Here is a 21046-nt window from a genome sequence, read left to right on the forward strand (position 1 = left end):
ATGTCGAAACGGTTTCTGGTCACGGGTGGTGCGGGCTTCATCGGCTCCGCTGTCGCGCGCATGCTCGTTCGCGAGACGCCCCATCAGGTGTTGGTGGCGGACAAACTGACCTATGCGGGCAACCTCGACTCCTTGAAGCCGGTCGCCAACAATCCGCGCTACGGGTTCGAGCAGGCGGACGTCGCCGATCTCGACCGTATGCGCGGCTTGATCGAGGCCTATCAACCCGACGTCGTCATGCATCTCGCGGCCGAAAGCCATGTGGACCGTTCCATCGACGGGCCGGGCGAGTTCGTACAGACCAACGTCGTCGGCACCTTCGCCTTGCTTCAGGCCACGCTCCGCTATTGGCAACGCCTTTCACCGGAGCGGCAATCGGCCTTCCGGTTTCATCATATTTCGACGGACGAAGTCTTCGGGTCGCTCGGAGCGGATGGGTTTTTCCACGAGGAATATCCCTACCAGCCGACATCACCCTATTCGGCCTCGAAAGCGGCTTCCGATCATTTCGTGCGGGCTTGGCACCACACCTATGGCCTGCCCACCATCGTCACCAATTGTTCCAACAATTACGGGCCGTATCATTTCCCGGAAAAGCTTATCCCTCTGATCATTCTCAATGCACTCGATGGCAAGCCCCTGCCCGTGTATGGCCAAGGCGATAATGTGCGTGACTGGTTGTTCGTGGACGACCACGCGCGGGCGCTCATCCTCGCAGCGGAACGCGGTTCGCCCGGCGAGACCTACGCTATCGGCGGGCATAACGAACGCAAGAACATCGATGTGGTCCGTGGGATCTGCGCTCTTGTCGATGAACTGGCGCCGAGCGGGGCCATCGGCCCTCGCGAGGGACTGATCTCCTTCGTCACCGATCGCCCGGGCCACGACATGCGCTATGCCATCGACGCCTCGAAAATCGAGCGTGAGCTTGGTTGGCGCCCCACGGAGACCTTCGAGACCGGCCTGCGCAAGACCGTCGAATGGTATCTGGAAAACCGGGATTGGTGGGAGCGGGTGCGCTCCGGTGTTTACCGCGGCGAGAGACTTGGGATTGTCGCTTAAGCCTTGCCGTGGCAGGGAGATGCTATCTTGATACATCTCACCGATAGAAGGGTTTGGGACGTGGTCGAAATCGAACCGACAGCACTGCCTGAGGTGAAGCTCGTTCGCACGAAGGCTTTCGGGGATTCGCGCGGGTTCTTTACCGAGACCTATAACCGACAGGCTTTCGCGGCCGTCGGGATCGAGGACGAATTCGTCCAGGACAATTTCTCCCTCTCGGTCGAACCCGGCACGGTGCGAGGCCTGCACTTTCAGTCGGAACCATTTGCCCTCGCCAAATTGATGCGGGTCGGACGAGGCCGCATTCTCGATGTCGCGGTCGATCTGCGGCGCTCGTCACCGACCTATGGTCGCCATGTGGCCGTCGAACTCTCGGCGGAAAACCGCCTGCAATTGCTTGTGCCCGTCGGCTTCGCCCACGGCTTCTGCACCCTCGAACCGAACACAGAGGTGCATTACAAGGTCACCGCACATTACTCGCCCGCCCACGATCTCGGCCTTGCCTGGGACGATCCCGTGCTCGGCATCGACTGGCCTGTCGCACCCGACAAGGCCGTGTTGTCGGATAAGGATACGAAGCATCCGCGCCTTGCCGATCTTCCGGCCTATTTTCCGTGAGCTGATCCGATGCGAATCCTTGTGACCGGAACCGAGGGGCAAGTCGCTCGCGCCATGCGGGAGCGAGGGATTCTCCACGGGGTCGAGATCGTTCCGGTAGGGCGCCCCACGATCGATCTCGCCTCGCCCTCCGGTCTCGAAGATACGTTGATGGATCTTGGTGGTGACATCATCGTCAATGCTGCCGCCTACACTGCCGTCGATCAGGCCGAGACCGAGCCGGAGCTCGCGCAGGCCATCAATGGCATCGGCGCAGGTGCACTTGCGGGCGCAGCCGCCGCCATGAATATCCCCATCATCCAGATCTCGACCGACTACGTTTTCGACGGGACGAAGGAAAGCCCCTATCGCGAAGACGATCCGGTGAGCCCGCTCGGCGCTTATGGTCTTTCCAAGTTGATGGGCGAGGAAGCCGTCGCGGCAGAGACACCCAATCACGTCATCCTGCGAACGGCATGGGTCTACAGCCCCTTCGGCAAGAACTTCGTGAAGACGATGCTGCGTCTCGCCGAGAGCCGCGATGAGGTTTCGGTGGTCGCCGACCAGCGCGGTGCGCCTACGAGCGCGCTCGACATCGCCGACGGCATCATCACGATCAGCCGCAATCTCGTAGCGCATCCCAAAGAGCGCGACATGCGTGGCATCTTTCATATGACCGGCGCCGGTACCGCCTCGTGGGCGCAATTCGCGGCAGCGATCTTCGAATGCTCTGCCTCCTTCGGAGGACCGACCGCGCGTGTGCGGCCCATAGGCACTCTGGATTATCCAACACCTGCGAAACGGCCGGCCAACTCCGTTCTCGATTGCACCAAACTCGCATCGCTCCACGGCGTCGCCCTTCCCTCCTGGCGAATGTCCTTGGAACCTTGCGTCAAACGTATTCTCGAAGAGGCTCAGAGAGCACCATGAAGGGCATCATCCTCGCCGGCGGCTCCGGCACGCGGCTGCACCCGATGACTTACGTCACGTCGAAGCAGCTTCTGCCGATCTACGACAAGCCGATGATCTACTACCCGCTCACCACCCTCATGCTGGCGGGTGTGCGGGACATCCTCATCATCTCGACGCCGGACGATCTGCCGAAGTTCAAGCAATTGCTCGGCACCGGCGAGCATTGGGGCCTGCGTCTCTCGTACGCCGAGCAGCCGAGGCCCGAGGGGCTCGCCCAGGCCTACATTATCGGCGCCGATTTCGTGAATGGCGAAAAATCGGTCCTGATCCTCGGCGACAACGTCTTCTTCGGTCACGGTCTGCCGGAAATCATGCGCTCCGCGCACCAACGGACAGAAGGCGCAACCGTCTTCGCCTATCACGTGACCGACCCCGAGCGTTACGGCGTTGTCGATTTCGATGGGCAGGGCACGGCCCTCTCTATCGAAGAAAAACCCAAGGTCCCAAAGTCGAACTGGGCGGTGACCGGGCTCTATTTTTATGACGAGCACGTCGTCGATATCGCTACCAAGCTGAAACCATCGGCCCGCGGCGAACTGGAAATTTCCGACGTGAACAAGGCCTATCTCGAGCGCGGCTTGCTTCATGTGGAGCGCATGGGGCGCGGTTTCGCCTGGCTCGATACCGGAACACCTGACAGTCTCGTGGAAGCGGCGGAATTCGTTCGAACTCTGGAAAAACGACAAGGATTTCGCATCGCCTGCCCGGAGGAGATCGCCTACTCTCTCGGCTGGATCGACCGTGATCAATTGATCACGCTCGGGACGCGACTGGCGAAAAGCAGCTACGGGCAATACTTGCTGGGAATCGTGGAAAGCCGCGGGTAGAGCCCCTCGGCGAACCGGTGCCCCACTTCGCCGGATCATGCTTGGCTATCCGCATGATCCCCTCGGTGAACCGGTGCCCACTTCGCCGGATCATGCTCCGGTTCCGCGAAAAACCGGTTGTTCTTTTTACAGAACGACGCTAAAGCAGAATTTATGACCTCGTCCTCGCAATATCACCTTGAAACGCGTCTCGTTCACGACGGGATGCTCCGTACACCGTTCGGTGAAACCTCCGAAGCGTTGTTCCTGACGCAGGGCTTCATCTACGAGACGGCGGAAAGTGCCGAGTCTCGTTTCAAGAACGAGGAACCCGGCTTCAGCTATACGCGCTACTCGAACCCGACCATCGCCATGTTCGAGGACCGCATGGCCTCATTCGAGGGGGCAGAAGCGGCCCGCGCGACAGCCACCGGCATGGCCGCCGTGACGGCTGCCATGGTAAGCCAGGTCAAGGCAGGCGATCACATCGTTGCCGCCCGTGCCCTCTTCGGCTCCTGCCGCTGGGTGGTCGAGGATTTTCTGCCCCAGTTCGGCGTCACGTGCACGCTGGTCGATGGAACCAAGATCGAGGAATGGCGCAAAGCCGTCCGCCCTGAGACGAAAGCATTCCTTCTGGAATCGCCCTCCAATCCAAGTCTTGAAATCATCGACATCGCGGCCGTTGCCAGGGTAGCGCACGAAGCCGGCGCGACGCTGACCGTCGACAATGTGTTTTCAACGCCGCTCTGGCAAAAACCTCTGGAACTCGGCGCGGATTGCGTCGTCTATTCGGCGACCAAACATATCGACGGCCAGGGACGATGTCTCGGCGGTGTGATCCTCTCATCGACGAAGTTCATCGAAGAGGTCGTCCAGCCCTTCCTGCGGATGACCGGCCCGTCCATCTCTCCCTTCAACGCCTGGGTTCTTTTGAAGGGTCTCGAAACCCTCCCCTTGCGCGTCGAACGCCAGACCGACAATGCGGGTTTTCTCGCCGATGCGCTGAGCGCGCATCCGAAGCTCAATCGTCTGATCTATCCCGGTCGCCCCGATCATCCGCAGGCCGAGATCATCGCACGCCAGATGCGTGGCGGCTCGACCATGATTGCGCTCGACGTGAAAGGCGGCAAGGAGGGAGCGTTCCGCTTCATGAACGCTCTCAAGCTGATCCGGATTTCAAACAATCTCGGCGATGCCAAGAGCCTCGTGACTCATCCCTCCACAACCACGCACCAGCGTTTCTCGCCGGAACTCCGCGCGGAAATGGGCATACCCGATGGGCTCGTGCGCTTGTCGGTCGGCCTCGAACATCGGGAAGACTTGCAGCGCGACATCGAGACTGCACTGGTGAAAGTCTGACGCCTGCATCACCGGCCCACAGATCGCAGCTCGGTCGAGACGCCTTCGCAGCGGATTCGCGCTGCGTCGATTTCCACGTGATCTCGTATCCAAGAAATTGCCGAAATCCAAACGGTCGCAACGCGGCGTATGAAGGTTCGGCAACGGCTTGCAACCAAGAAATCGCAAATGTAAAAGTGCCTGCAATTCAGGCGTTGCTATCTTGGTAAAAAATAATGAACCAATCTGAATTTGATCAGTTCGCCGACGAATACTACGAGCAGCACAAGACCAATATTGCCATTACGGGCGAGTCCCCGGAATTTTTCGCCGAGTACAAGATCCGCGAATTGAAGAACATCGCCCACGCGCGTGGCATTTCAGTGGAGCGCATTTTTGATTTCGGCTCGGGGATCGGCAATTCGGTGCCACATTTCCGGTCCCACTTCTCGGAAGGCGAAGTAACCTGCGCAGACGTATCGACCCGTAGCCTGGAGCTCAGCCGGAAGCGCTTTCCAGGACCTGAGAAATATCTCGAGATCCCCAGCGACCGTATTCCTGCCGCCGAGAACAGCTTCGACGCCACGTTTTCCGCCTGTGTGTTCCACCATATTCCTCACGAGGAGCATGTCGGATGGTTGCGGGAATTGCACCGGATCACCAGAAAAGGCGGGCTGATCACCATATTCGAGCACAACACACTCAACCCGCTCACGGTACGTGCGGTCAATACCTGCCCGTTCGACATTAACGCCAAGCTCATTCACGCATCGCACTTCAGTCGTCGCTTACGTGATGCCGGCTGGAGCGACGTCCAGGTTCGGTACCACATCTTCTTCCCAAGCCCGCTCGCCAAGCTGCGCCCGCTCGAGCAGTACCTCGCCTGGCTGCCTCTTGGCGCCCAATATTCGGTGTCGGCTCAAAAATCATGAGATCGTCGCTTCGATAGAAGCGGAGTCAGGCCGAATGACCCGCTCTGGAACTTTGATCCCGATGAACAGCCTTGATGACGAAGAGAGGGCGCCCCTTCACCTGTGTGAAGATGCGGCTGATGTATTCGCCAATCACACCGAGGCAGAAGAGTTGCACCGACGAAAAGGCTAAGACGACGACCATCAAACTCGCCCAACCGGGAGATGTGTCGTTGAGAAGGTAAGCGAAGAACGACCATCCGATCATAAGGACGGCGAGCAACGCCGCGACGAGGGCAAGAGAATAGACGAAACGCAGCGGTGCGACGGCAAAAGCCGTCATGGCATCGGACGCAAGCAGAAGCATCTTGCCGAACGGATACTTAGTCTCGCCAGCGAATCGCGCGTGACGATCATAAAGCATCGGAACCTGATCGAACCCGATCCAAGCGACCATCCCACGAATGAAACGGTGGCTCTCCGGCATGGAATTGAGGATATCAACCACCTGCCGGCTCATCAGCCTGAAATCGCCGGTATCGTGTGGAATGGGGAATGCGGCGATGCGCGAGAGCGCACGGTAGAACAGCTTCGCCGTCGCAAGTTTGAACCAGCTCTCGCCTTCACGAGCGCGGCGCTGTCCATAGACCACGTCGGCGCCTGCATCCATGACCTTCATCATTTCGCCAAGCAATTCGGGCGGGTCCTGCAGATCGGCATCGATCACGAAAACGCGCTCGCCCAAAGCCACGCTCAGTCCCGCCGACAGAGCCAATTGATGACCATGATTACGCGCCAAATCGACGATAACGATACGGGGATCGCTCTTCTTCAGGTCGAGGAGAATGCCGGCGGTACGATCGGCTGAACCGTCGTTGACGAAAACAAGCTCGTAGTCGACGGCGAGCCCCTGACACACGGCTGTCAGGCGCTCATGGCAAGCGCGAATGCATTCCTCTTCATTGTAGCAGGGAACGACTACGCTCAGGCCGGGGCGCGACGCAAATGCCTGCGCTGGCGTCAGCTTCTTCTCATGACCGCCATGCATATGACCCATCCCGCCCCCGGTCTTCGGCTGTCCCATAGCCACCTTCCGCAGGCAGCTTCTGGCACGGTCCGCTTTCAGAATGAAATTATGTTATCATGTCGCAACAAGCAAAAGAATGTGTTGCTAAAAAAGACGCTTAAGATTTTGCAGTGTCAGGCTGGTTGGTATGCTGCGCTGGACGTGGCTTATCAAAAGCTCCTCGCCCCACAGTAATGTTGGCGCTCCCTAGGGGAATCGAACCCCTGTTTTCGCCGTGAGAGGGCGACGTCCTAGACCGCTAGACGAAGGGAGCTAGCAACTGGAAGGTCGCTCGTATAACGAGCTTGTCTGGCGCCTTCAAGGGCTTTGCGAAAAAAAGCGACGCGAACGAGCAAAAAAGAGGTTTTCGTTGACCGACGAGACACGGCGAGAATGGACGATCGAAGAACACGCGGCCCCGGAGCGGCTGGATCGCGTGCTTGCGGCCGCGTGGAGCGACCTGTCGCGCAGCCGCTTGCAGGCGCTGATCCGCGAGGGACACGCTGTGATCGACAGTCAGATCGTGCTCGACCCCAGCCGGAAAGTCGCGGGCGGGGTGACAATCGCTCTTTCGGTTCCTCCAGCCGTGCCGGCCGAGCCTGTTGCCCAGGCAATGGACCTTCATGTGGTTTACGAGGATGACGATTTGATCGTCATCGACAAGCCTGCCGGGCTCGTCGTCCATCCGGCCGCGGGGCATGAATCGGGCACGTTGGTCAATGCGCTCATTGCCCATTGCGGGGACAGCCTGTCCGGGATCGGCGGCGTGAAACGCCCCGGCATCGTTCACCGACTGGACAAGGACACGTCCGGCCTTCTCGTCATTGCGAAGAACGACAAGGCGCATCAAGGCCTCGCAGAGCAATTTGCCGATCATGGTCGTTCGGGGCCCCTCGAGCGCGCCTATCTGGCGCTGGTCTGGGGCACGCCCGACCGCCAGCATGGCACCGTCGAGGCCGCGCTGGCGCGCAGCACTCATAATCGCGAGAAGATGGCGGTGGTCTCTGAAGAGCGTGGGCGCTACGCGATCACGCATTATCGGATCGAGGAGTCACTTCCTGCCGGCTCCCCGCTCGCCACCCTCGTCCGATGCGAGTTGGAGACGGGAAGAACCCATCAGATCCGTGTGCATATGGCGCATATCGGCCATCCCTTGCTTGGTGACCGCGTCTACGGATCTGGTTTCAAGACCAAGGCGAACCGCCTGTCGGAAGCTCAGCAGAGCGCGCTCACGGCACTAGGGCGTCAGGCCCTGCATGCCACGGTTCTCGGCTTCGAACACCCGAGAACAGGGGAGTTTCTGCAATTCGAGAGCCCCCTCCCCGCCGATATGGTGGCTCTTCTCGCCGCCTTGAGGGAACCGATTTTAGGCGGCACTGCGCCGCATTAGAGAACGCGAACGGCACATAACCATGCCAAACGCGTTGTTCCGGTTCACATGAGATTGCGTGGCGATGCCTCTATTCGGTCAAGGTCTCCATGCTTATATTGGGGGATCGACGGTCGGCCATGAGGAGGCCGTCTCTCGGCTTGCCTCGTCAGAGGGAGCCAAAGGAGGATATGGAATATGGCTGCAGCGCTTCCCGTTCTTGCCAATGAAGGGGGCCTTTCGCGCTATCTCGACGAAATTCGCCGCTTCCCCATGCTCGAACCGCATGAGGAATACATGCTCGCCAAAAGCTGGCGTGAGCATGGCGACCGCGAGGCCGCGCACAAGCTCGTGACATCCCATCTGCGTCTCGTCGCGAAGATCGCGATGGGTTATCGCGGCTATGGTCTCCCTATCGGCGAAGTGGTCTCGGAGGGAAATGTCGGCCTGATGCAGGCCGTCAAACGCTTCGAGCCCGAGAAAGGCTTCCGCCTTGCCACTTATGCGATGTGGTGGATCAAGGCCGCGATTCAAGAGTACATTCTGCGCTCATGGTCGCTCGTGAAGATGGGCACCACCGCGAACCAGAAGAAGCTCTTCTTCAATCTCCGTAAGGCCAAGAGCCGGATCTCGGCTCTGGACGAGGGAGATCTGCGTCCCGATCAGGTCAAACAGATCGCAACCCAGCTCGGCGTGAACGAACAGGACGTGGTTGAGATGAACCGTCGCCTCGGCGGCGACACCTCCCTCAACGCCCCTCTTCGCGAGGAAGGCGAAGGCGAATGGCAGGATTGGCTCGTCGATGACAGCGTCAGCCAGGAGCAGTTGCTTGTGGCGGAAGAGGAAGGCCAGAACCGCCTCTCGGCGTTGCGCAACGCTCTTTCCGTGCTCAATCCGCGCGAGCGACGCATCTTCGAGGCGCGCCGCCTCTCGGACGATCCGATGACACTGGAAGACCTCTCGACCGAGTTCGGTGTGTCGCGCGAGCGTGTCCGCCAGATCGAAGTGCGCGCCTTCGAAAAGGTGCAGGAAGCCGTCAAGAAAAACCTCGCCCAGATCGAGCATCCGGCCGAGGCTTAATTTTCAACGAGAGATCAGACGAGATCGGCTAGAGTTTGATCGTTTCAGATTGAAACAGGATCAAACTCTAGATTCGTTTGATGCCGCATGATCCGGGCGCACAACCGGCTTCCACTTGTTCTGATCATGCTATGAGCCGCGGCATCGACCGCGGCTTTTTTTATTGCCACTGGCGGAAGGCGTTGTTGATCACCTGCTCACCCGAAGCACCCTTCTCGAAGCTCAGGATCGCGCGCTGACCGGAGGCCATGCGCACAGGCAGATCAACCCAGTTCCGATGAATGAACATCTCCACATTGCGCTCGATATCGCCCGAGAGATTCGACAGCCCGAGGAGGAAGATGTTTTCACGCACGGGCACCGGCAGTCCGGCGAGTGGCGTGCCGCGCGCGGCTTCCTCGCTCTTGAACTGCAACAAGCCCACATCGCGGATGACCCGGCCGGCATCGCCCGCTCGCGTCGTAAAAAGAAGCTCGACCGTATGCGACGCCGGAAGCGTAGCATCGGTATTGCGACGGATGGTCATGTTCAGATTGAGGCCCGCATCGGGAATCTCGATCGCCGCGCGCACCGCCGTCTCAAGTGGCTGGCCCTGCCCGCCGCTAACATTCTCCAGCCGCCAGACGACCTTGCCGACCAGAGCCTTGGGCGTCTGCGGGTTGGAAGGGTCTTCCTCGTAGAAGACCGCGCGCTGGGCAACACCCAGATCGGGCTTCGTGGGATTGGCTTGAACCTGGGCCGGCGCGGACTGGCCGCCGACGCGTTCGTTGAACTTGCTTGCATCCTGGGCGGTGCGCTGGGCTGGCGCTTCCGCGACCGGATTCTGTACCGGTAGGCTCTCAGGCGTGTCACGGAGGAACCAGGCCACGACGGCGATGGCCGCGATGACCACGGCGAGGACCGAGCCAAGAAGGATGGTGCGACCGCGTCCGCCGGAACCGGCCATAGCCGAGCGACTATCGACACGCGGACGCGCAACGACCGCAGGCTCCTCCGGAGGAACGGACGGCTCGCTTCCCTCGTCGTCAAAAGTGTCGCGCGGCGAAAAGACTTCCTTCGCGAAGTCCTCTAGACCAGGGAGATCGGATTCAGGAGCCGGTGGCGGCGAGGCATAGGATGCCTCTATCCGCGTGATCGCCTCGTCCAGGGAAACGCCTTCGGCCGCGATATCCGCCTCCGAGAGAGGCGGATCCAGAGTCCGCAATTGACCTAAAAGAGCCGTACGCGCGCGCTCATAGACGGCGCGGCGCATTTGTGGCGAACGGTCGGACAGGCCTTCGACGGCACGGGCAATAAGTGGGTAATAATCAGCCATTGCTCTTGGGATGGCCCGCCGAGGCGTCGCCGTCAACCCTCAAACGGGTTCTTCACGAGGATTGTGTCCTCTCTCTCGGGCGATGTGGACAACACCGAAACCGGTGCCCCGATCAACTCCTCGATCCGGCGGACATACTTGATAGCCTGAGCCGGAAGCTCGGCCCAGGACCGCGCGCCGGCGGTCGAGCCGCTCCAACCTTCCATTTCCTCGAAGATCGGCTCAACTTTCGCCTGCGCGCCCTGGCTCGCGGGGAAATAGTCAAGGGTTTCGCCATCGAGACGATAACCGACGCCGATCTTGATGGTCTTGAAGCCGTCGAGAATGTCGAGCTTCGTCAAGGCTATGCCGTTGATGCCGGAGGTGCGGACAGTCTGCCGCACGAGGGTGGCATCGAACCAGCCGCAGCGACGCTTGCGACCCGTGACCACGCCGAATTCCTTGCCCTTCTGGCCGATCAGTTCACCGGTCTCGTCGAACAATTCCGTCGGGAACGGGCCCTCGCCCACGCGGGTCGTGTAAGCTTTGGCGATGCCGAGCACGTAGCCCACCGCGCCCGGTCCGAGGCCGGAGCCGGTGGCTGCCTGGCCTGCAACGGTGTTTGAAGACGTGACGAAGGGGTAGGTGCCGTGGTCCACGTCGAGCAACGCACCCTGCGCGCCCTCGAACAGGATCCGCTTACCGCCACGGCGCTCCTCGTCGAGCAGACGCCACACGGCGTCCATGTAAGGCAGCACCTTCGGTGCGACAGAGGCCAGTTCCTCGTAGATTGCCTTGGCCTCGAATTCCGGCAGGCTAAGCCCACGGCGAAGTGCATTGTGGTGGGCGAGCAGCCGCTCGATCTTGTCCGGCAAAGACTTCAGATCGGCCAAATCCATCAGGCGGATCGCCCGCCGACCGGCCTTGTCTTCGTAAGCCGGACCGATTCCGCGCTTCGTGGTGCCGATCTTGGTGCCACCGCCGCCGCTTTCGCGCAGAGCATCGAGCTCTCTGTGAATCGAGAGAATCAATGTGGCGTTCTCGGCAACGCGCAGATTGTCGGGAGTGATCGCAACGCCTTGTTGCTTCAGAGTTTCGACCTCGGAAGCCAAGGCATAGGGGTCGAGCACGACGCCGTTACCGATCACCGAGAGCTTGCCGGGGCGCACGACTCCGGAAGGCAGAAGCGAGAGCTTGTAGACGGTTTCACCGATGACGAGGGTATGGCCCGCATTGTGGCCACCCTGGAACCGCACGACCACGTCCGCCTGTTCGGACAGCCAATCGACGATCTTGCCCTTACCCTCGTCGCCCCACTGGGCGCCGACGACGACCACATTCGCCATCGCTCAAGCCTCACATAAAAAAACCCCGGCGCAAGGCCAGGGTTGGGTTGAAAAACCTTGCAAAGTCTCTTGATGGATCGAGCGCGTGAGGTCAAGGCGAAATGGAAGCATCAAGACATCCGGATGCAGCTCATCCCCTGTCGAAGACCTCAAACGTCCGCAAGGACACTGTCTCCCATGTGGCGACAATCAGGAGAGCCACTGTCGCGCCTGCACTGATCGCCAGAGGCGAAAGCATGACCGAGACGGGAAACAAAAGAACCAGAACCGCGAGACCAGCCAGATGCGATAGCGGGGCTCGCCCTGTCATGGCTTTCTTGAAAAGGAGATTGCCGGCGATGTAGATCGCGGGTCCGCCAAGCATCACGAGACGTGTCGCCATCTCCGCATGGCCCGTCGGATGAGCCAATGAAAGCTCATCGGAGACAGCGCAAATCACGATGCCCGCAATGATGACAATGTGGATATATGTGTATGCCAGCCGCGCGAGCCTGCCCGGATCGCTTGAATGCGTGATGCTATCGGAGGCGCGTTCCGCCCCTGTGTTGAAGTAGATCCACCACATGGCGACACTGCTGACAAAGCCGACGAACGCGGCCGACACGACAGGCGATGTCCATCAAGTTCACTGAACGTCGCCCCTGTGACGAGGATCGATTCACCAAGCGCGATGATGACGAAGAGACCACAGCGCTCGGCAAGATGGCCGCCCTCCACCAGCCAGTCCGTGGTTGCCGACCGTCCGAGACCCGGGGTCCGGAAGCCGAGTGAGGGAGAAACATATTCGATGGCGAGCGCAATAAGCCATAACCACAGGCGTAGGTCATGCTCCGCCAGGCCGCCCGCGAGCCAGAAAAGCGCCGAGGTCGCGAGCCAGGCGGTGATGCGTTGGAAGTTGCGGAAATTGTCCCAATCATGTTGCTTGAGCGCCCATATCATAAAGAGCGAACGGCCCACCTGCATGGACACGTAGGCAAGGGCGAAAGACAGACCGCGTCCTTCGAACGCCTCAGGGATAGAGGTGGAAAGGACGAGCCCGGCCAACATGAGGCCATACATCATGAGCCGGACGGGCGTCCGTTCCGGATCGACCCAGTTCGTGACCCAAGACGTGAAGATCCAGACCCACCAGACCGCCAGGAACAGAATTCCGGTTTGAACGGCTCCCATCAGAGTGAGATGCTTCAACAGGAAATGCGAGAGCTGCGTGATGGCAAAAACGAAGACGAGATCGAAAAACAGCTCCGTGAAGGAGACCTTGTTGTGCTCGTGAGGAGATCGCGCCCTTAGATAGTTCGTCGATGCGCCTGCAAGCATGACAAGCCGCCTCTGTTTCCTGAGCCGGGCCATCATAGAATGTCCCAGCCCGCCATGCGACAGGCTTAAAGAATCGATAATGACTCAGTTTGATCTGCGCTCTTCCCTCCCCCTTGCGGGGAGGGGTAGGGGTGGGGGTTGAAAAGTCAGAGCGTTGCCAGGTGATCCGATAAGCAGGAAGGCTGCTACGCGCCAGACGTATGAAAGTTTCACCCGGTCGGACCACCCCCACCCTTCGTCCCTCCCGGGAAAGCCTGGGCTTTATCCTCATCAAACTGAGTCACGACCAAAGAATCAGGCACGCCCCCGGGCGCTCTTCTCCGGCTTCACCCGATGTTCGATGAAATTGCGGATCTCGCGGGTGCGGCGCTCGGGCAAAAGCACTTCCTCATCGAGCCCATGTCGCCAGGATAGATCGAAGCGCGTCGGCTGTGCGTGCAAGGTCTGGAGATCGCCAATGTAGGAAACGGCTTCCTCCGCATTGCGGCAGAAGCCCTCGCCGACCAGCATCTCAGTCCGCCGCGCCAGAATCACAGCCAATTCGCCGAGGCTGAATTCGGGGTGATACTGTACACCCCAGAAAGTGCCGCCGCTCATGGTGATTTCCGCCGCCTGAACCTGCGACACCGCATTCGTCGACAAGACGATCGCCTCCCCCGGTGTCGTCGTCACTATGTCGAGATGAATCGCCGGCGCATCGTAGGAGGCGGGGCGACCGGAAAGGAGCGGATGCGTTCGGCCCGCCTCGGTCGGCGTCAATCGCCGCGCAAACCCGATTTCGCGTCCAAGAGGGTTCTTGCGCACGTCTCCTCCGGCAGCGACAGCCGCCACCTGCAAGCCCCAGCAGGAGCCGAAGGAGGGGGTGCGCGAAGCATAGACGGAGCGCATCAGGTCGATCTGGCGCAGAATGTTCGGCGTGGCATCGTAGATATTCAGGTGCGAGCCTGTGAGCACGATGCCATCGTAGGATTCGAGCCCCGACGCATCGGGAAGATTCGTGCCTTCGTCTGCCGGGAAAGCCAGATCGCAGACGATGTCGGTCTCGACCTGCTGCAACACGTCAGCATAGGACTCCGACGGCATGAGTCCATAGGCTGCCTTGTGGGCCTGCCTTGCGCCCAGCGTATTGCCCTCGATAACCAGAAACCGTAAGGCCATAGACCCTCGATGCCTCCACTTTGGGCATCGGTTTACCCGAAAGGCGCGCGGGTGCAAGCGCGCTGAGGTTCTAAGGCCCATGACGATGCTGCGCACGCTCTGGCGGAAGTTTTATGGCCAGGCCTATCTTCTCCTTGCCATCACCACCCTGTTCTGGGGTGGTAACGGCGTCGCGGGTCGGCTGGCGGTGGGCGAGATTTCGCCGATGGTCCTTGTGGCCCTACGCTGGGTGATCGTGGTCGCGATCATGGTGCCCCTGGTCGGGCGCCAGTTGATCGAGGCGTGGCCAAAGCTGAGACCACACAAATGGCTCATCATCGCAATGGGAACCTGCGGCTTTACCGCTTTCAACGCCTTGTTCTACGGCGCGGCGCATTATACGAGCGCGGTCAACCTCACGATCTTCCAGGGCGCTATCCCGGTTCTCGTGCTGGTGGGCGCGGTGTTCTTCTTCCAGAACCGTGTGGGGCCGCTCCAGATCATCGGCATGATGGTGACGCTCATCGGCGTGATCGTCGTCTCCGTTCGAGGCGATCTCGAGGTCCTGCGCTCACTTGCGTTGAATTTCGGCGACATGCTGATGCTGATCGCCTGCGTCTTCTATGCCGGATACACGCTGGGTCTGCGCCAACGCCCCGCCGTGCCGGGCCTCGTGTTCTTTGGAGCCCTCGCGGTCATTGCTTTTCTCACCTCATTGCCGTTGGTGGCCGTAGAAATCGTAAGCGGCAAGGCGCAATGGCCGACGCTCACCGGTTGGGCCGTGATGCTTTACGTGGCGCTGCTTCCCTCTCTCCTCTCGCAACTCCTCTTCATCCGCGGCGTGGAGCTGATCGGTCCGGCAAGAGCAGGGTTGTTCGTCAATCTCGTGCCGGTCTTCGGCGCGCTGCTCGCAGTCGCTATTCTCGGCGAGCCCTTCGCATCCTATCACGCGATCGGGCTGGTGATGGTGCTCGGAGGGATCTGGTTGGCAGAGCGCAGAGTGTAATCAAAAAGCTTTCGATAACCTTGCCTGCTTCAGAATGCCGTTGGCCGTGTGGCGCGACTTGATCGTTCCATCAACCACAACCTTTCGGCCGCTCGTGGCGTTGTGCCAAATTTCATGATCGCCGCGGCCCTGTCGTAAAAATTCAAAGCCCTGCTCACGAAGGATGCGCCGGACAGCAGGAGCGAAATCGTTCATCTCATCTTCCACGTAAAATGTGAGATGAGTGTGCACTTACTCTTTGAAACCGCAAGTTTAATTCGTACTTCAAGGCCCGGTAACACGAATGAATTATTTCAATAGCTTAAGGCTTGAAAGCATGTGATTTCAAATCGCATGCTCTACTTACTTATCCACATCGTTAGATTAGGCCGCGATTGTCACGCGATCATGGGCATAAGCAATAAAATCAATCTCGATCTCATTCGGATGCCCGTCCGCATCCTCAAGGAGATCCTGAATTATCAAGGGCACCTTGCGACGCAAATCCTCCAAGGTTTCTGCTTCCGTCACTAGGCCGGGAATGTCGGATTCCTGCACATACCATACCTTGGCCTCTTCATCCCAGGCGGCGCGAACGACGACATAACGGGGCATAAAGCATCCTTTCGATCTGAACCCATCATCGCCCATGATCCAGCCTGTAGCAAGGTAAAGCGTTGTCCTCCCCAAACCGCCCTAGACTAGAAGTCGGGAAGGACAAGCTTGATTAGAACCGCACAGCCCGGGCGCGCTTCACCTGCGGGATCTCTTCGATCTTGCGCAGCAGATCGTCCGTTACCGGTTGATCGACCGACACGAAGCAGATCGCATCGCCGCCCTGCTTGTCGCGACCAAGCGCGAAGGTGGCGACGTTGACGCCGGATTCTCCGAGCAAGGTGCCGAAGCTGCCGATGAAGCCCGGCTTGTCCGCGTTGCGCACGTAAATCATGCTCGGCGCGAATTCCGCATCGATCATGATATCGCGGATTTCCGTGACACGCGGCTTGCCATCCTGGAACACGGTGCCGCCCGCATGGCGCGACATATCTTCAGCTTCGACCACGATACGCACGAAGCTCTCATAGTCCCGCGCTGCGCTGTCGCGCTTGACCTCTTCCACGGTGATGCCACGCTCACGGGCGACGATGGGCGCGGACACCATGTTGATGTCTTGCAGGAAGGGACGCAGAACACCGGTCACCGCTGCAGAGGTGAGTGCGCGAGTGTTCATCTCCGCCACGTCACCTTCGTATTCGATGCGGATGCCCTTGATCGGCGCTTCGGTGAGCTGACCAAGGAACGAACCGAGCTTCTCGGCAAGCGCCACGAAGGGTTTCAGACGCGGCGCCTCTTCCGCCGAGATCGACGGGAAGTTCACTGCGTTCTGGATTGCGCCCTGCAACAGATAATCCGACATCTGCTCGGCAACCTGCAACGCCACATTCTCCTGCGCCTCGGTCGTCGCAGCGCCAAGATGCGGCGTGCAGACCACGTTGGGATGGCCGAAAAGCGGGTTCGCTGTCGCAGGCTCTTCAATGAACACGTCGAAAGCGGCGCCTGCGACATGGCCAGAATCGAGAGCCGCGCGCAAAGCCACTTCGTCGACAAGACCCCCGCGCGCGCAATTGATGATACGCACACCCTTCTTCGTCTTGGCGATATTCTCGGCGGAGAGAATGTTCTTCGTCTTTTCCGTCATCGGAACATGCAGCGTGATGATGTCGGCGCGGCGAAGCAATTCGTCGAGCTCCACCTTCTCGACGCCGAGTTCGAGCGCGCGCTCAGGCGACAGGAACGGATCGTACGCGATCACACGCATGCGAAGTCCAATACCACGCTCGGCGACGATGGAGCCGATATTGCCGCAGCCGATGACGCCGAGCACCTTGCCGGTGAGTTCGACACCCATGAAGCGGTTCTTCTCCCACTTGCCGGCCTGCGTGGAAGCATCCGCCTGCGGAATCTGCCGCGCGAGCGCGAACATCATGGCGATGGCGTGCTCAGCGGTGGTGATCGAATTGCCGAAGGGTGTGTTCATGACGATCACACCCTTCGCCGTAGCGGCAGGGATCTCGACATTATCGACACCGATGCCGGCGCGACCGATCACTTTCAGGTTCTTGGCCTGTTCGAGGATCTTGGCCGTCACCTTTGTGGCGGAGCGAATGGCAAGGCCGTCATAGTCACCGATGATGGCGGCGAGTTTGTCTTTGTCCTTGCCGAGATCGGGCTGAAAATCGACATCGACACCGCGATCCTTGAAGATCTGCACGGCGGCGGGGGAGAGAGCGTCGGAAATGAGTACGCGGGGTTTGGTCATGTTGGTCCTCGTAAGCAAGCGTCAGAAATTGAAGGGGCCCGCGGGCCAAACTATGGCTCGGGCAAGCAGTGCAAAGCAGCGGAGTTCGGGTAGCTTTTGTGGGGCCGTTGGTCCCGCCGTGACGGAATGAAGTAAACCCCCATCTTCGAAGGTTACCTCGCATGAGAGAGGAGTTTTGGATGCCTCATGTCTGCGGCATGACGCGTAGAGGTCTTTGATTTTTTTATGCCTGGAAATGAACAGCCGAAATTCCTTGAGGTTTTCCGCATCAATCGCAACCTCCACGGTTTCGATGTCGTTGTCGGACAATATGTTTGGATTCCCGGCGAAGCATTTCTCAAGGTCACTAATCTCGGCCGCAGCCCAGTGGCATCGGCCCTTCGGAGGAAGCGCATTCGGTCCCACACGTATCAGGGGATTAGCCCGGCCCACCTGGTCTTTTACCGTATTCCTCCCTGTGACCAGATCCGCAAAAGCCGCGATCGTTCCGGTTATTTTCAGCGCCTCGCCACGCCCGTCCACCTGAACGACGGAGGCTATGATTCCGCGATCATAGAAACTGCGAACCGGCGAGCCTCGAAAAATCGGATCGGGCAGCACCTGTGCATGGGCGGTTGTGGCGAGGGTATTCATGAGAAACGCAACGCCAAGAAAAACGCGCGGCTTGATCATGGGCTCTTTCCTAAAGTGCTACTTTGCCATTCCGGACAGTTGCGGATGCACCAAGCCGGAATGTCAGTTTCGCCCTTCGCCGATGAGCTGAATACTATCCGTTCATAGGTTCCAGACCCGCGCCTGCGGCGCGCGCCCGGAATGACGGTGTCTGCCCTAGGCCGCTTTCGCGAGCTTCGCCTTTTCCTGCGCGAAGGCCCAATCGAGCCAGGGCGTCAGAGCCTGAAGGTCGGAGGTCTCGACAGTCGCGCCGCACCAAATGCGAAGACCGGGAGGCGCATCGCGATAGGCGCCGATATCGAGAGCGACGCCCTCCTTGTCGAGCGCAGCCGTGATGCCCTTGGCAACCTGTGCCACCGCATCCGATCCCTTCGCAATCACATCGGGATCGGAGACGACCAAGCACACGCTGGTGTTGGAGGCGTTTGCCGGATCCTTCGCGAGATTGGCGATCCACGGGGTCTTCGCCACCCAGTCGAGGATGACCTTGGCGTTGGCATCAGCCTTCGCCTGAAGACCGTTGAGGCCGCCGATGGACTTCGCCCATTCGAGCGCGTCGATGTAGTCCTCCACGCACAGCATGGACGGCGTATTGATGGTCTCGCCCTCGAAGATGCCTTCGATGAGCTTGCCGCCCTTGGTCATGCGGAAAATCTTCGGCAGCGGCCAGGCGGGCTTATAGGTTTCCAACCGCTCGACCGCGCGGGGCGAGAGGATCAGCATCCCGTGAGCCGCCTCGCCGCCGAGCACCTTCTGCCAGGAGAAGGTGACCACATCGAGCTTGGCGAAATCGAGGTTCTGCGCAAAGGCCGCCGAGGTGGCGTCGCAGATCGTCAGACCTTCACGATCGGCCGCGATCCAATCCGCATTCGGCACGCGCACGCCAGAGGTCGTGCCGTTCCAGGTGAAGACGACGTCGCGGGTCTTGGTGTCCACCTTCGCAAGATCCGGGAGTTCGCCGTAAGGAGCCGTCGTGATGCGGGCATTATCGAGCTTGAGCTGCTTGACCACATCGGTGACCCATCCTTCACCGAAGCTTTCCCAGGCCAGCATTTCGACCGGGCGCGCACCGAGCATCGACCACAACGCCATTTCCACCGCGCCTGTATCGGAAGCGGGCACGATACCGATACGGTAATCGGCCGGTACGTTCAGCACCGCGCGGGTCAGGTCGATGGCGAGTTTCAGGCGCGCTTTGCCGAGCTTCGCACGGTGCGAACGGCCGAGACTGTCGGTTGTGAGGTTTTCAAGAGACCATCCGGGGCGCTTCGCGCAGGGGCCGGACGAGAAAAAGGGCGCACGAGGGCGCGCGGCAGGCATATCTGTCATTTGATTCCATCCTTACAGATGGGCGCCTCTCGGTGGGGAGAGGTGTCCCGCCGATGGGTATGACGGAGGGGGCCAATTCGGTCAAGGAAAATTAAGAGAGCCATCAAGATTACAAAATCGTAATACACACCCGAGCAGGTTCTTGATTAAAGGTCATAATAATTGGCACGAGTTGTGCTAGCACTTTCCGAAATCGGGATTTCAAGGAGCGAGCATGCGTTTGTCCGGTCAGCTCGCCGTCATTGCCGCGCTAGGTGTCGCGGGTCTTGGCGGCTGGTATGCCTACCAGGGCGGCTATTTCGGTAAGCCAAATGCCCAGGTCGCGGCTTCGCCGCGCAGCCGAGGCAACGTATCTGGCCCTGCTACAGTCGACGTCGATACTGTCAAAACAGGACGGATCGTGGAAATCCGCGAGGCGGTCGGCACCTTGCGTGCCTATGAATCGATCACTGTGACTGCCAAGATTGCAGGCGTCATCGACAAGATCGGCTTCGAGGAAGGTCAGAAGGTCAAAGCCGGCGACACGCTGGTTCAACTTGATGCGGCCGAGCGTCGCGCCGATATCGAGCAAACGACCGCCGAAGCGAACCGCGCCGTCGCGCTCCGCAACGAGGTCGCCATCAAGCTCGATCGCGCTCAGACGCTGCGCCGTAGCGGAGCCGGTACCGAAGCGCAGGTCGAGGATCTCACAGCTCAGGTGAAATCGCTCGAGGGGGCCATCGCCGCGGCACAGGCACAACGTAAAGCCGCCGAAGCGCGGTTGGAGGATCTGACCATCCGGGCGCCCTTCGCTGGCCGCGTCGGCACCCGTTCCGTCTCGCTTGGTGCGTATATTTCGCCGGGCACGCGCGTCACGTCGCTCGACGACCTCTCTCGCGTGAGGCTCGATTTCTCTGTGCCGGAAAATATCCTCGGCCGTCTGAAACCTGGCCAGACCGTCAATGCCGCATCGGCTGCCTATCAGGGGCGCGTGTTCAAGGGCACCGTGGCGACCATCGACCCACGCGTTGATCCCATCACTCGCTCCGTGCGCCTCACCGCCGAATTCGACAATCCTGACGAGGCTCTCAGGCCCGGCATGTTCCTCACTGTCTCCCTTGAAGTGATGACCAAGGACGACGCCATTCTCGTTCCTGAAGAGGCCATCGTCAGCGAGGGCCTGCGCCAGATCGTCTATCCGGTAAAGGACAACAAGGTCGAGCGTCGCGTGATCCGCATCGGCCAGCGTCAGAACGGCAAGGTCGAGGTGTTGGACGGGCTCAAGGCCGGAGAGACAATCGTCGTTCTCGGCGTGCAGCGCGTGCGTCCCGGTGGCGAGGTGAATGCACGCCCGCTCGGTTCGGGTACCCCGACGCCGGGCAGCGCTCCGCAATCCGCTTCGCAGCCTTCGCGCAGTTCGGCTCCGCAGGCCATCGGCAGCGCGAGCGCCGCGGAACGAAATTGAA

General features: G+C 60.0%; 19 protein-coding genes, 1 tRNA gene and 1 pseudogene. 10 read left to right on the top strand and 11 right to left on the bottom strand.

Going from position 1 to position 21046, the window contains the following annotated elements:
• From rfbB to AB4072_RS04105, 6 genes are all read left to right on the top strand, one after another.
• Positions 1-1062 (top strand): dTDP-glucose 4,6-dehydratase, encoded by a 1062-nt coding sequence (rfbB, locus tag AB4072_RS04080; protein WP_441965614.1) that lies wholly within the window; start codon positions 1-3, stop codon positions 1060-1062.
• 60 nt (positions 1063-1122) lie between these two features.
• Positions 1123-1680 carry a dTDP-4-dehydrorhamnose 3,5-epimerase gene (rfbC, locus tag AB4072_RS04085; RefSeq protein ID WP_441965615.1) on the top strand — a complete coding sequence of 186 codons (558 nt, stop codon included), beginning with the start codon at positions 1123-1125 and terminating at the stop codon, positions 1678-1680.
• Between the two features lie 9 nt (positions 1681-1689).
• Positions 1690-2589 (top strand): dTDP-4-dehydrorhamnose reductase, encoded by a 900-nt coding sequence (gene rfbD, locus AB4072_RS04090; protein ID WP_441965616.1) that lies wholly within the window; start codon positions 1690-1692, stop codon positions 2587-2589.
• Positions 2586-3458, top strand: a complete 873-nt coding sequence (gene rfbA, locus AB4072_RS04095) for a glucose-1-phosphate thymidylyltransferase RfbA (RefSeq protein WP_441965617.1) — start codon at positions 2586-2588, stop codon at positions 3456-3458. Before rfbD ends, rfbA begins: the two co-directional genes overlap by 4 nt.
• A 153-nt stretch (positions 3459-3611) precedes the next feature.
• Positions 3612-4796 carry an O-succinylhomoserine sulfhydrylase gene (locus AB4072_RS04100; RefSeq protein ID WP_441965618.1) on the top strand — a complete coding sequence of 395 codons (1185 nt, stop codon included), beginning with the start codon at positions 3612-3614 and terminating at the stop codon, positions 4794-4796.
• A 215-nt stretch (positions 4797-5011) separates the two neighbouring features.
• On the top strand, positions 5012-5707 hold the full coding sequence (locus AB4072_RS04105) for a class I SAM-dependent methyltransferase (protein ID WP_441965619.1): 696 nt from the start codon (positions 5012-5014) through the stop codon (positions 5705-5707).
• 25 nt (positions 5708-5732) lie between these two features.
• On the opposite strand, the gene AB4072_RS04110 is transcribed toward AB4072_RS04105, so the two are convergent.
• Together AB4072_RS04110 and AB4072_RS04115 are read right to left on the bottom strand one after the other, a co-directional pair.
• Positions 5733-6770, bottom strand: a complete 1038-nt coding sequence (locus AB4072_RS04110) for a glycosyltransferase family 2 protein (RefSeq protein ID WP_441965620.1) — start codon at positions 6768-6770, stop codon at positions 5733-5735.
• Positions 6771-6950: 180 nt separating this feature from the next.
• Positions 6951-7026: transfer RNA gene (locus tag AB4072_RS04115), tRNA-Glu, on the bottom strand.
• 96 nt (positions 7027-7122) lie between these two features.
• Between AB4072_RS04115 and AB4072_RS04120 the strand changes: the two genes are divergently transcribed.
• Together AB4072_RS04120 and rpoH are read left to right on the top strand one after the other, a co-directional pair.
• Positions 7123-8142 carry an RluA family pseudouridine synthase gene (locus AB4072_RS04120; RefSeq protein ID WP_441965621.1) on the top strand — a complete coding sequence of 340 codons (1020 nt, stop codon included), beginning with the start codon at positions 7123-7125 and terminating at the stop codon, positions 8140-8142.
• A 177-nt stretch (positions 8143-8319) separates the two neighbouring features.
• Entirely contained in the window at positions 8320-9201 is an 882-nt protein-coding gene (gene rpoH / locus AB4072_RS04125; protein WP_441965622.1) for an RNA polymerase sigma factor RpoH, read from the top strand.
• A gap of 160 nt (positions 9202-9361) precedes the next feature.
• On the opposite strand, the gene AB4072_RS04130 is transcribed toward rpoH, so the two are convergent.
• The 4 genes and pseudogenes from AB4072_RS04130 to AB4072_RS04145 all read right to left on the bottom strand — a co-directional run bounded on the left by AB4072_RS04130 (position 9362) and on the right by AB4072_RS04145 (position 14316).
• Positions 9362-10516, bottom strand: a complete 1155-nt coding sequence (locus tag AB4072_RS04130; protein WP_441965623.1) for a histidine kinase — start codon at positions 10514-10516, stop codon at positions 9362-9364.
• A 32-nt stretch (positions 10517-10548) separates the two neighbouring features.
• The gene (locus tag AB4072_RS04135; protein WP_441965624.1) at positions 10549-11841 is read right to left on the bottom strand and encodes an adenylosuccinate synthase; all 1293 of its coding nucleotides are present in this window, start codon (positions 11839-11841) and stop codon (positions 10549-10551) included.
• 130 nt (positions 11842-11971) lie between these two features.
• Positions 11972-13194, bottom strand: a pseudogene (locus AB4072_RS04140) (low temperature requirement protein A).
• Positions 13195-13452: 258 nt separating this feature from the next.
• The gene (locus AB4072_RS04145) at positions 13453-14316 is read right to left on the bottom strand and encodes a type 1 glutamine amidotransferase (RefSeq protein WP_441965625.1); all 864 of its coding nucleotides are present in this window, start codon (positions 14314-14316) and stop codon (positions 13453-13455) included.
• Between the two features lie 79 nt (positions 14317-14395).
• Between AB4072_RS04145 and AB4072_RS04150 the strand changes: the two genes are divergently transcribed.
• A complete protein-coding gene (locus AB4072_RS04150) occupies positions 14396-15301 on the top strand; it encodes a DMT family transporter (RefSeq protein ID WP_441965626.1) in 906 nt (301 codons plus the stop codon).
• Here AB4072_RS04150 and AB4072_RS04155 read toward each other — a convergent pair whose 3' ends face one another.
• The 5 genes from AB4072_RS04155 to AB4072_RS04175 form a co-directional block, all read right to left on the bottom strand.
• On the bottom strand, positions 15302-15496 hold the full coding sequence (locus AB4072_RS04155; RefSeq protein WP_441965627.1) for a type II toxin-antitoxin system HicA family toxin: 195 nt from the start codon (positions 15494-15496) through the stop codon (positions 15302-15304).
• A gap of 168 nt (positions 15497-15664) precedes the next feature.
• Positions 15665-15895 carry a DUF1902 domain-containing protein gene (locus AB4072_RS04160; protein WP_441965628.1) on the bottom strand — a complete coding sequence of 77 codons (231 nt, stop codon included), beginning with the start codon at positions 15893-15895 and terminating at the stop codon, positions 15665-15667.
• A gap of 112 nt (positions 15896-16007) precedes the next feature.
• Positions 16008-17600, bottom strand: a complete 1593-nt coding sequence (gene serA, locus AB4072_RS04165) for a phosphoglycerate dehydrogenase (RefSeq protein WP_441965629.1) — start codon at positions 17598-17600, stop codon at positions 16008-16010.
• Between the two features lie 21 nt (positions 17601-17621).
• Positions 17622-18272: a hypothetical protein gene (locus tag AB4072_RS04170; RefSeq protein WP_441965630.1), complete on the bottom strand. Its 651-nt coding sequence runs from the start codon at positions 18270-18272 to the stop codon at positions 17622-17624.
• A gap of 156 nt (positions 18273-18428) precedes the next feature.
• Positions 18429-19601, bottom strand: coding sequence for a phosphoserine transaminase (locus AB4072_RS04175; protein WP_441965631.1), 1173 nt, complete (start codon positions 19599-19601; stop codon positions 18429-18431).
• A gap of 214 nt (positions 19602-19815) precedes the next feature.
• Between AB4072_RS04175 and AB4072_RS04180 the strand changes: the two genes are divergently transcribed.
• Entirely contained in the window at positions 19816-21045 is a 1230-nt protein-coding gene (locus AB4072_RS04180; RefSeq protein ID WP_441965632.1) for an efflux RND transporter periplasmic adaptor subunit, read from the top strand.
• Position 21046 lies beyond the last annotated feature (1 nt).

Source organism: Microvirga sp. 2MCAF38 (assembly GCF_052115485.1).
Taxonomy (GTDB): Bacteria; Pseudomonadota; Alphaproteobacteria; order Rhizobiales; family Beijerinckiaceae; genus Microvirga.

Coding starts and splice junctions, on each gene's coding strand:
- rfbB (WP_441965614.1), top strand. CDS start 1: ATGTCGAAACGGTTTCTGGTCACGGGTGGTGCGGGCTTCATCGGCTCC.
- rfbD (WP_441965616.1), top strand. CDS start 1,690: ATGCGAATCCTTGTGACCGGAACCGAGGGGCAAGTCGCTCGCGCCATG.
- rfbA (WP_441965617.1), top strand. CDS start 2,586: ATGAAGGGCATCATCCTCGCCGGCGGCTCCGGCACGCGGCTGCACCCG.
- AB4072_RS04100 (WP_441965618.1), top strand. CDS start 3,612: ATGACCTCGTCCTCGCAATATCACCTTGAAACGCGTCTCGTTCACGAC.
- AB4072_RS04105 (WP_441965619.1), top strand. CDS start 5,012: ATGAACCAATCTGAATTTGATCAGTTCGCCGACGAATACTACGAGCAG.
- AB4072_RS04110 (WP_441965620.1), bottom strand. CDS start 6,770: ATGGGACAGCCGAAGACCGGGGGCGGGATGGGTCATATGCATGGCGGT.
- rpoH (WP_441965622.1), top strand. CDS start 8,320: ATGGCTGCAGCGCTTCCCGTTCTTGCCAATGAAGGGGGCCTTTCGCGC.
- AB4072_RS04130 (WP_441965623.1), bottom strand. CDS start 10,516: ATGGCTGATTATTACCCACTTATTGCCCGTGCCGTCGAAGGCCTGTCC.
- AB4072_RS04135 (WP_441965624.1), bottom strand. CDS start 11,841: ATGGCGAATGTGGTCGTCGTCGGCGCCCAGTGGGGCGACGAGGGTAAG.
- AB4072_RS04145 (WP_441965625.1), bottom strand. CDS start 14,316: ATGGCCTTACGGTTTCTGGTTATCGAGGGCAATACGCTGGGCGCAAGG.
- AB4072_RS04150 (WP_441965626.1), top strand. CDS start 14,396: ATGACGATGCTGCGCACGCTCTGGCGGAAGTTTTATGGCCAGGCCTAT.
- AB4072_RS04155 (WP_441965627.1), bottom strand. CDS start 15,496: ATGAACGATTTCGCTCCTGCTGTCCGGCGCATCCTTCGTGAGCAGGGC.
- AB4072_RS04160 (WP_441965628.1), bottom strand. CDS start 15,895: ATGCCCCGTTATGTCGTCGTTCGCGCCGCCTGGGATGAAGAGGCCAAG.
- serA (WP_441965629.1), bottom strand. CDS start 17,600: ATGACCAAACCCCGCGTACTCATTTCCGACGCTCTCTCCCCCGCCGCC.
- AB4072_RS04170 (WP_441965630.1), bottom strand. CDS start 18,272: ATGATCAAGCCGCGCGTTTTTCTTGGCGTTGCGTTTCTCATGAATACC.
- AB4072_RS04175 (WP_441965631.1), bottom strand. CDS start 19,601: ATGACAGATATGCCTGCCGCGCGCCCTCGTGCGCCCTTTTTCTCGTCC.
- AB4072_RS04180 (WP_441965632.1), top strand. CDS start 19,816: ATGCGTTTGTCCGGTCAGCTCGCCGTCATTGCCGCGCTAGGTGTCGCG.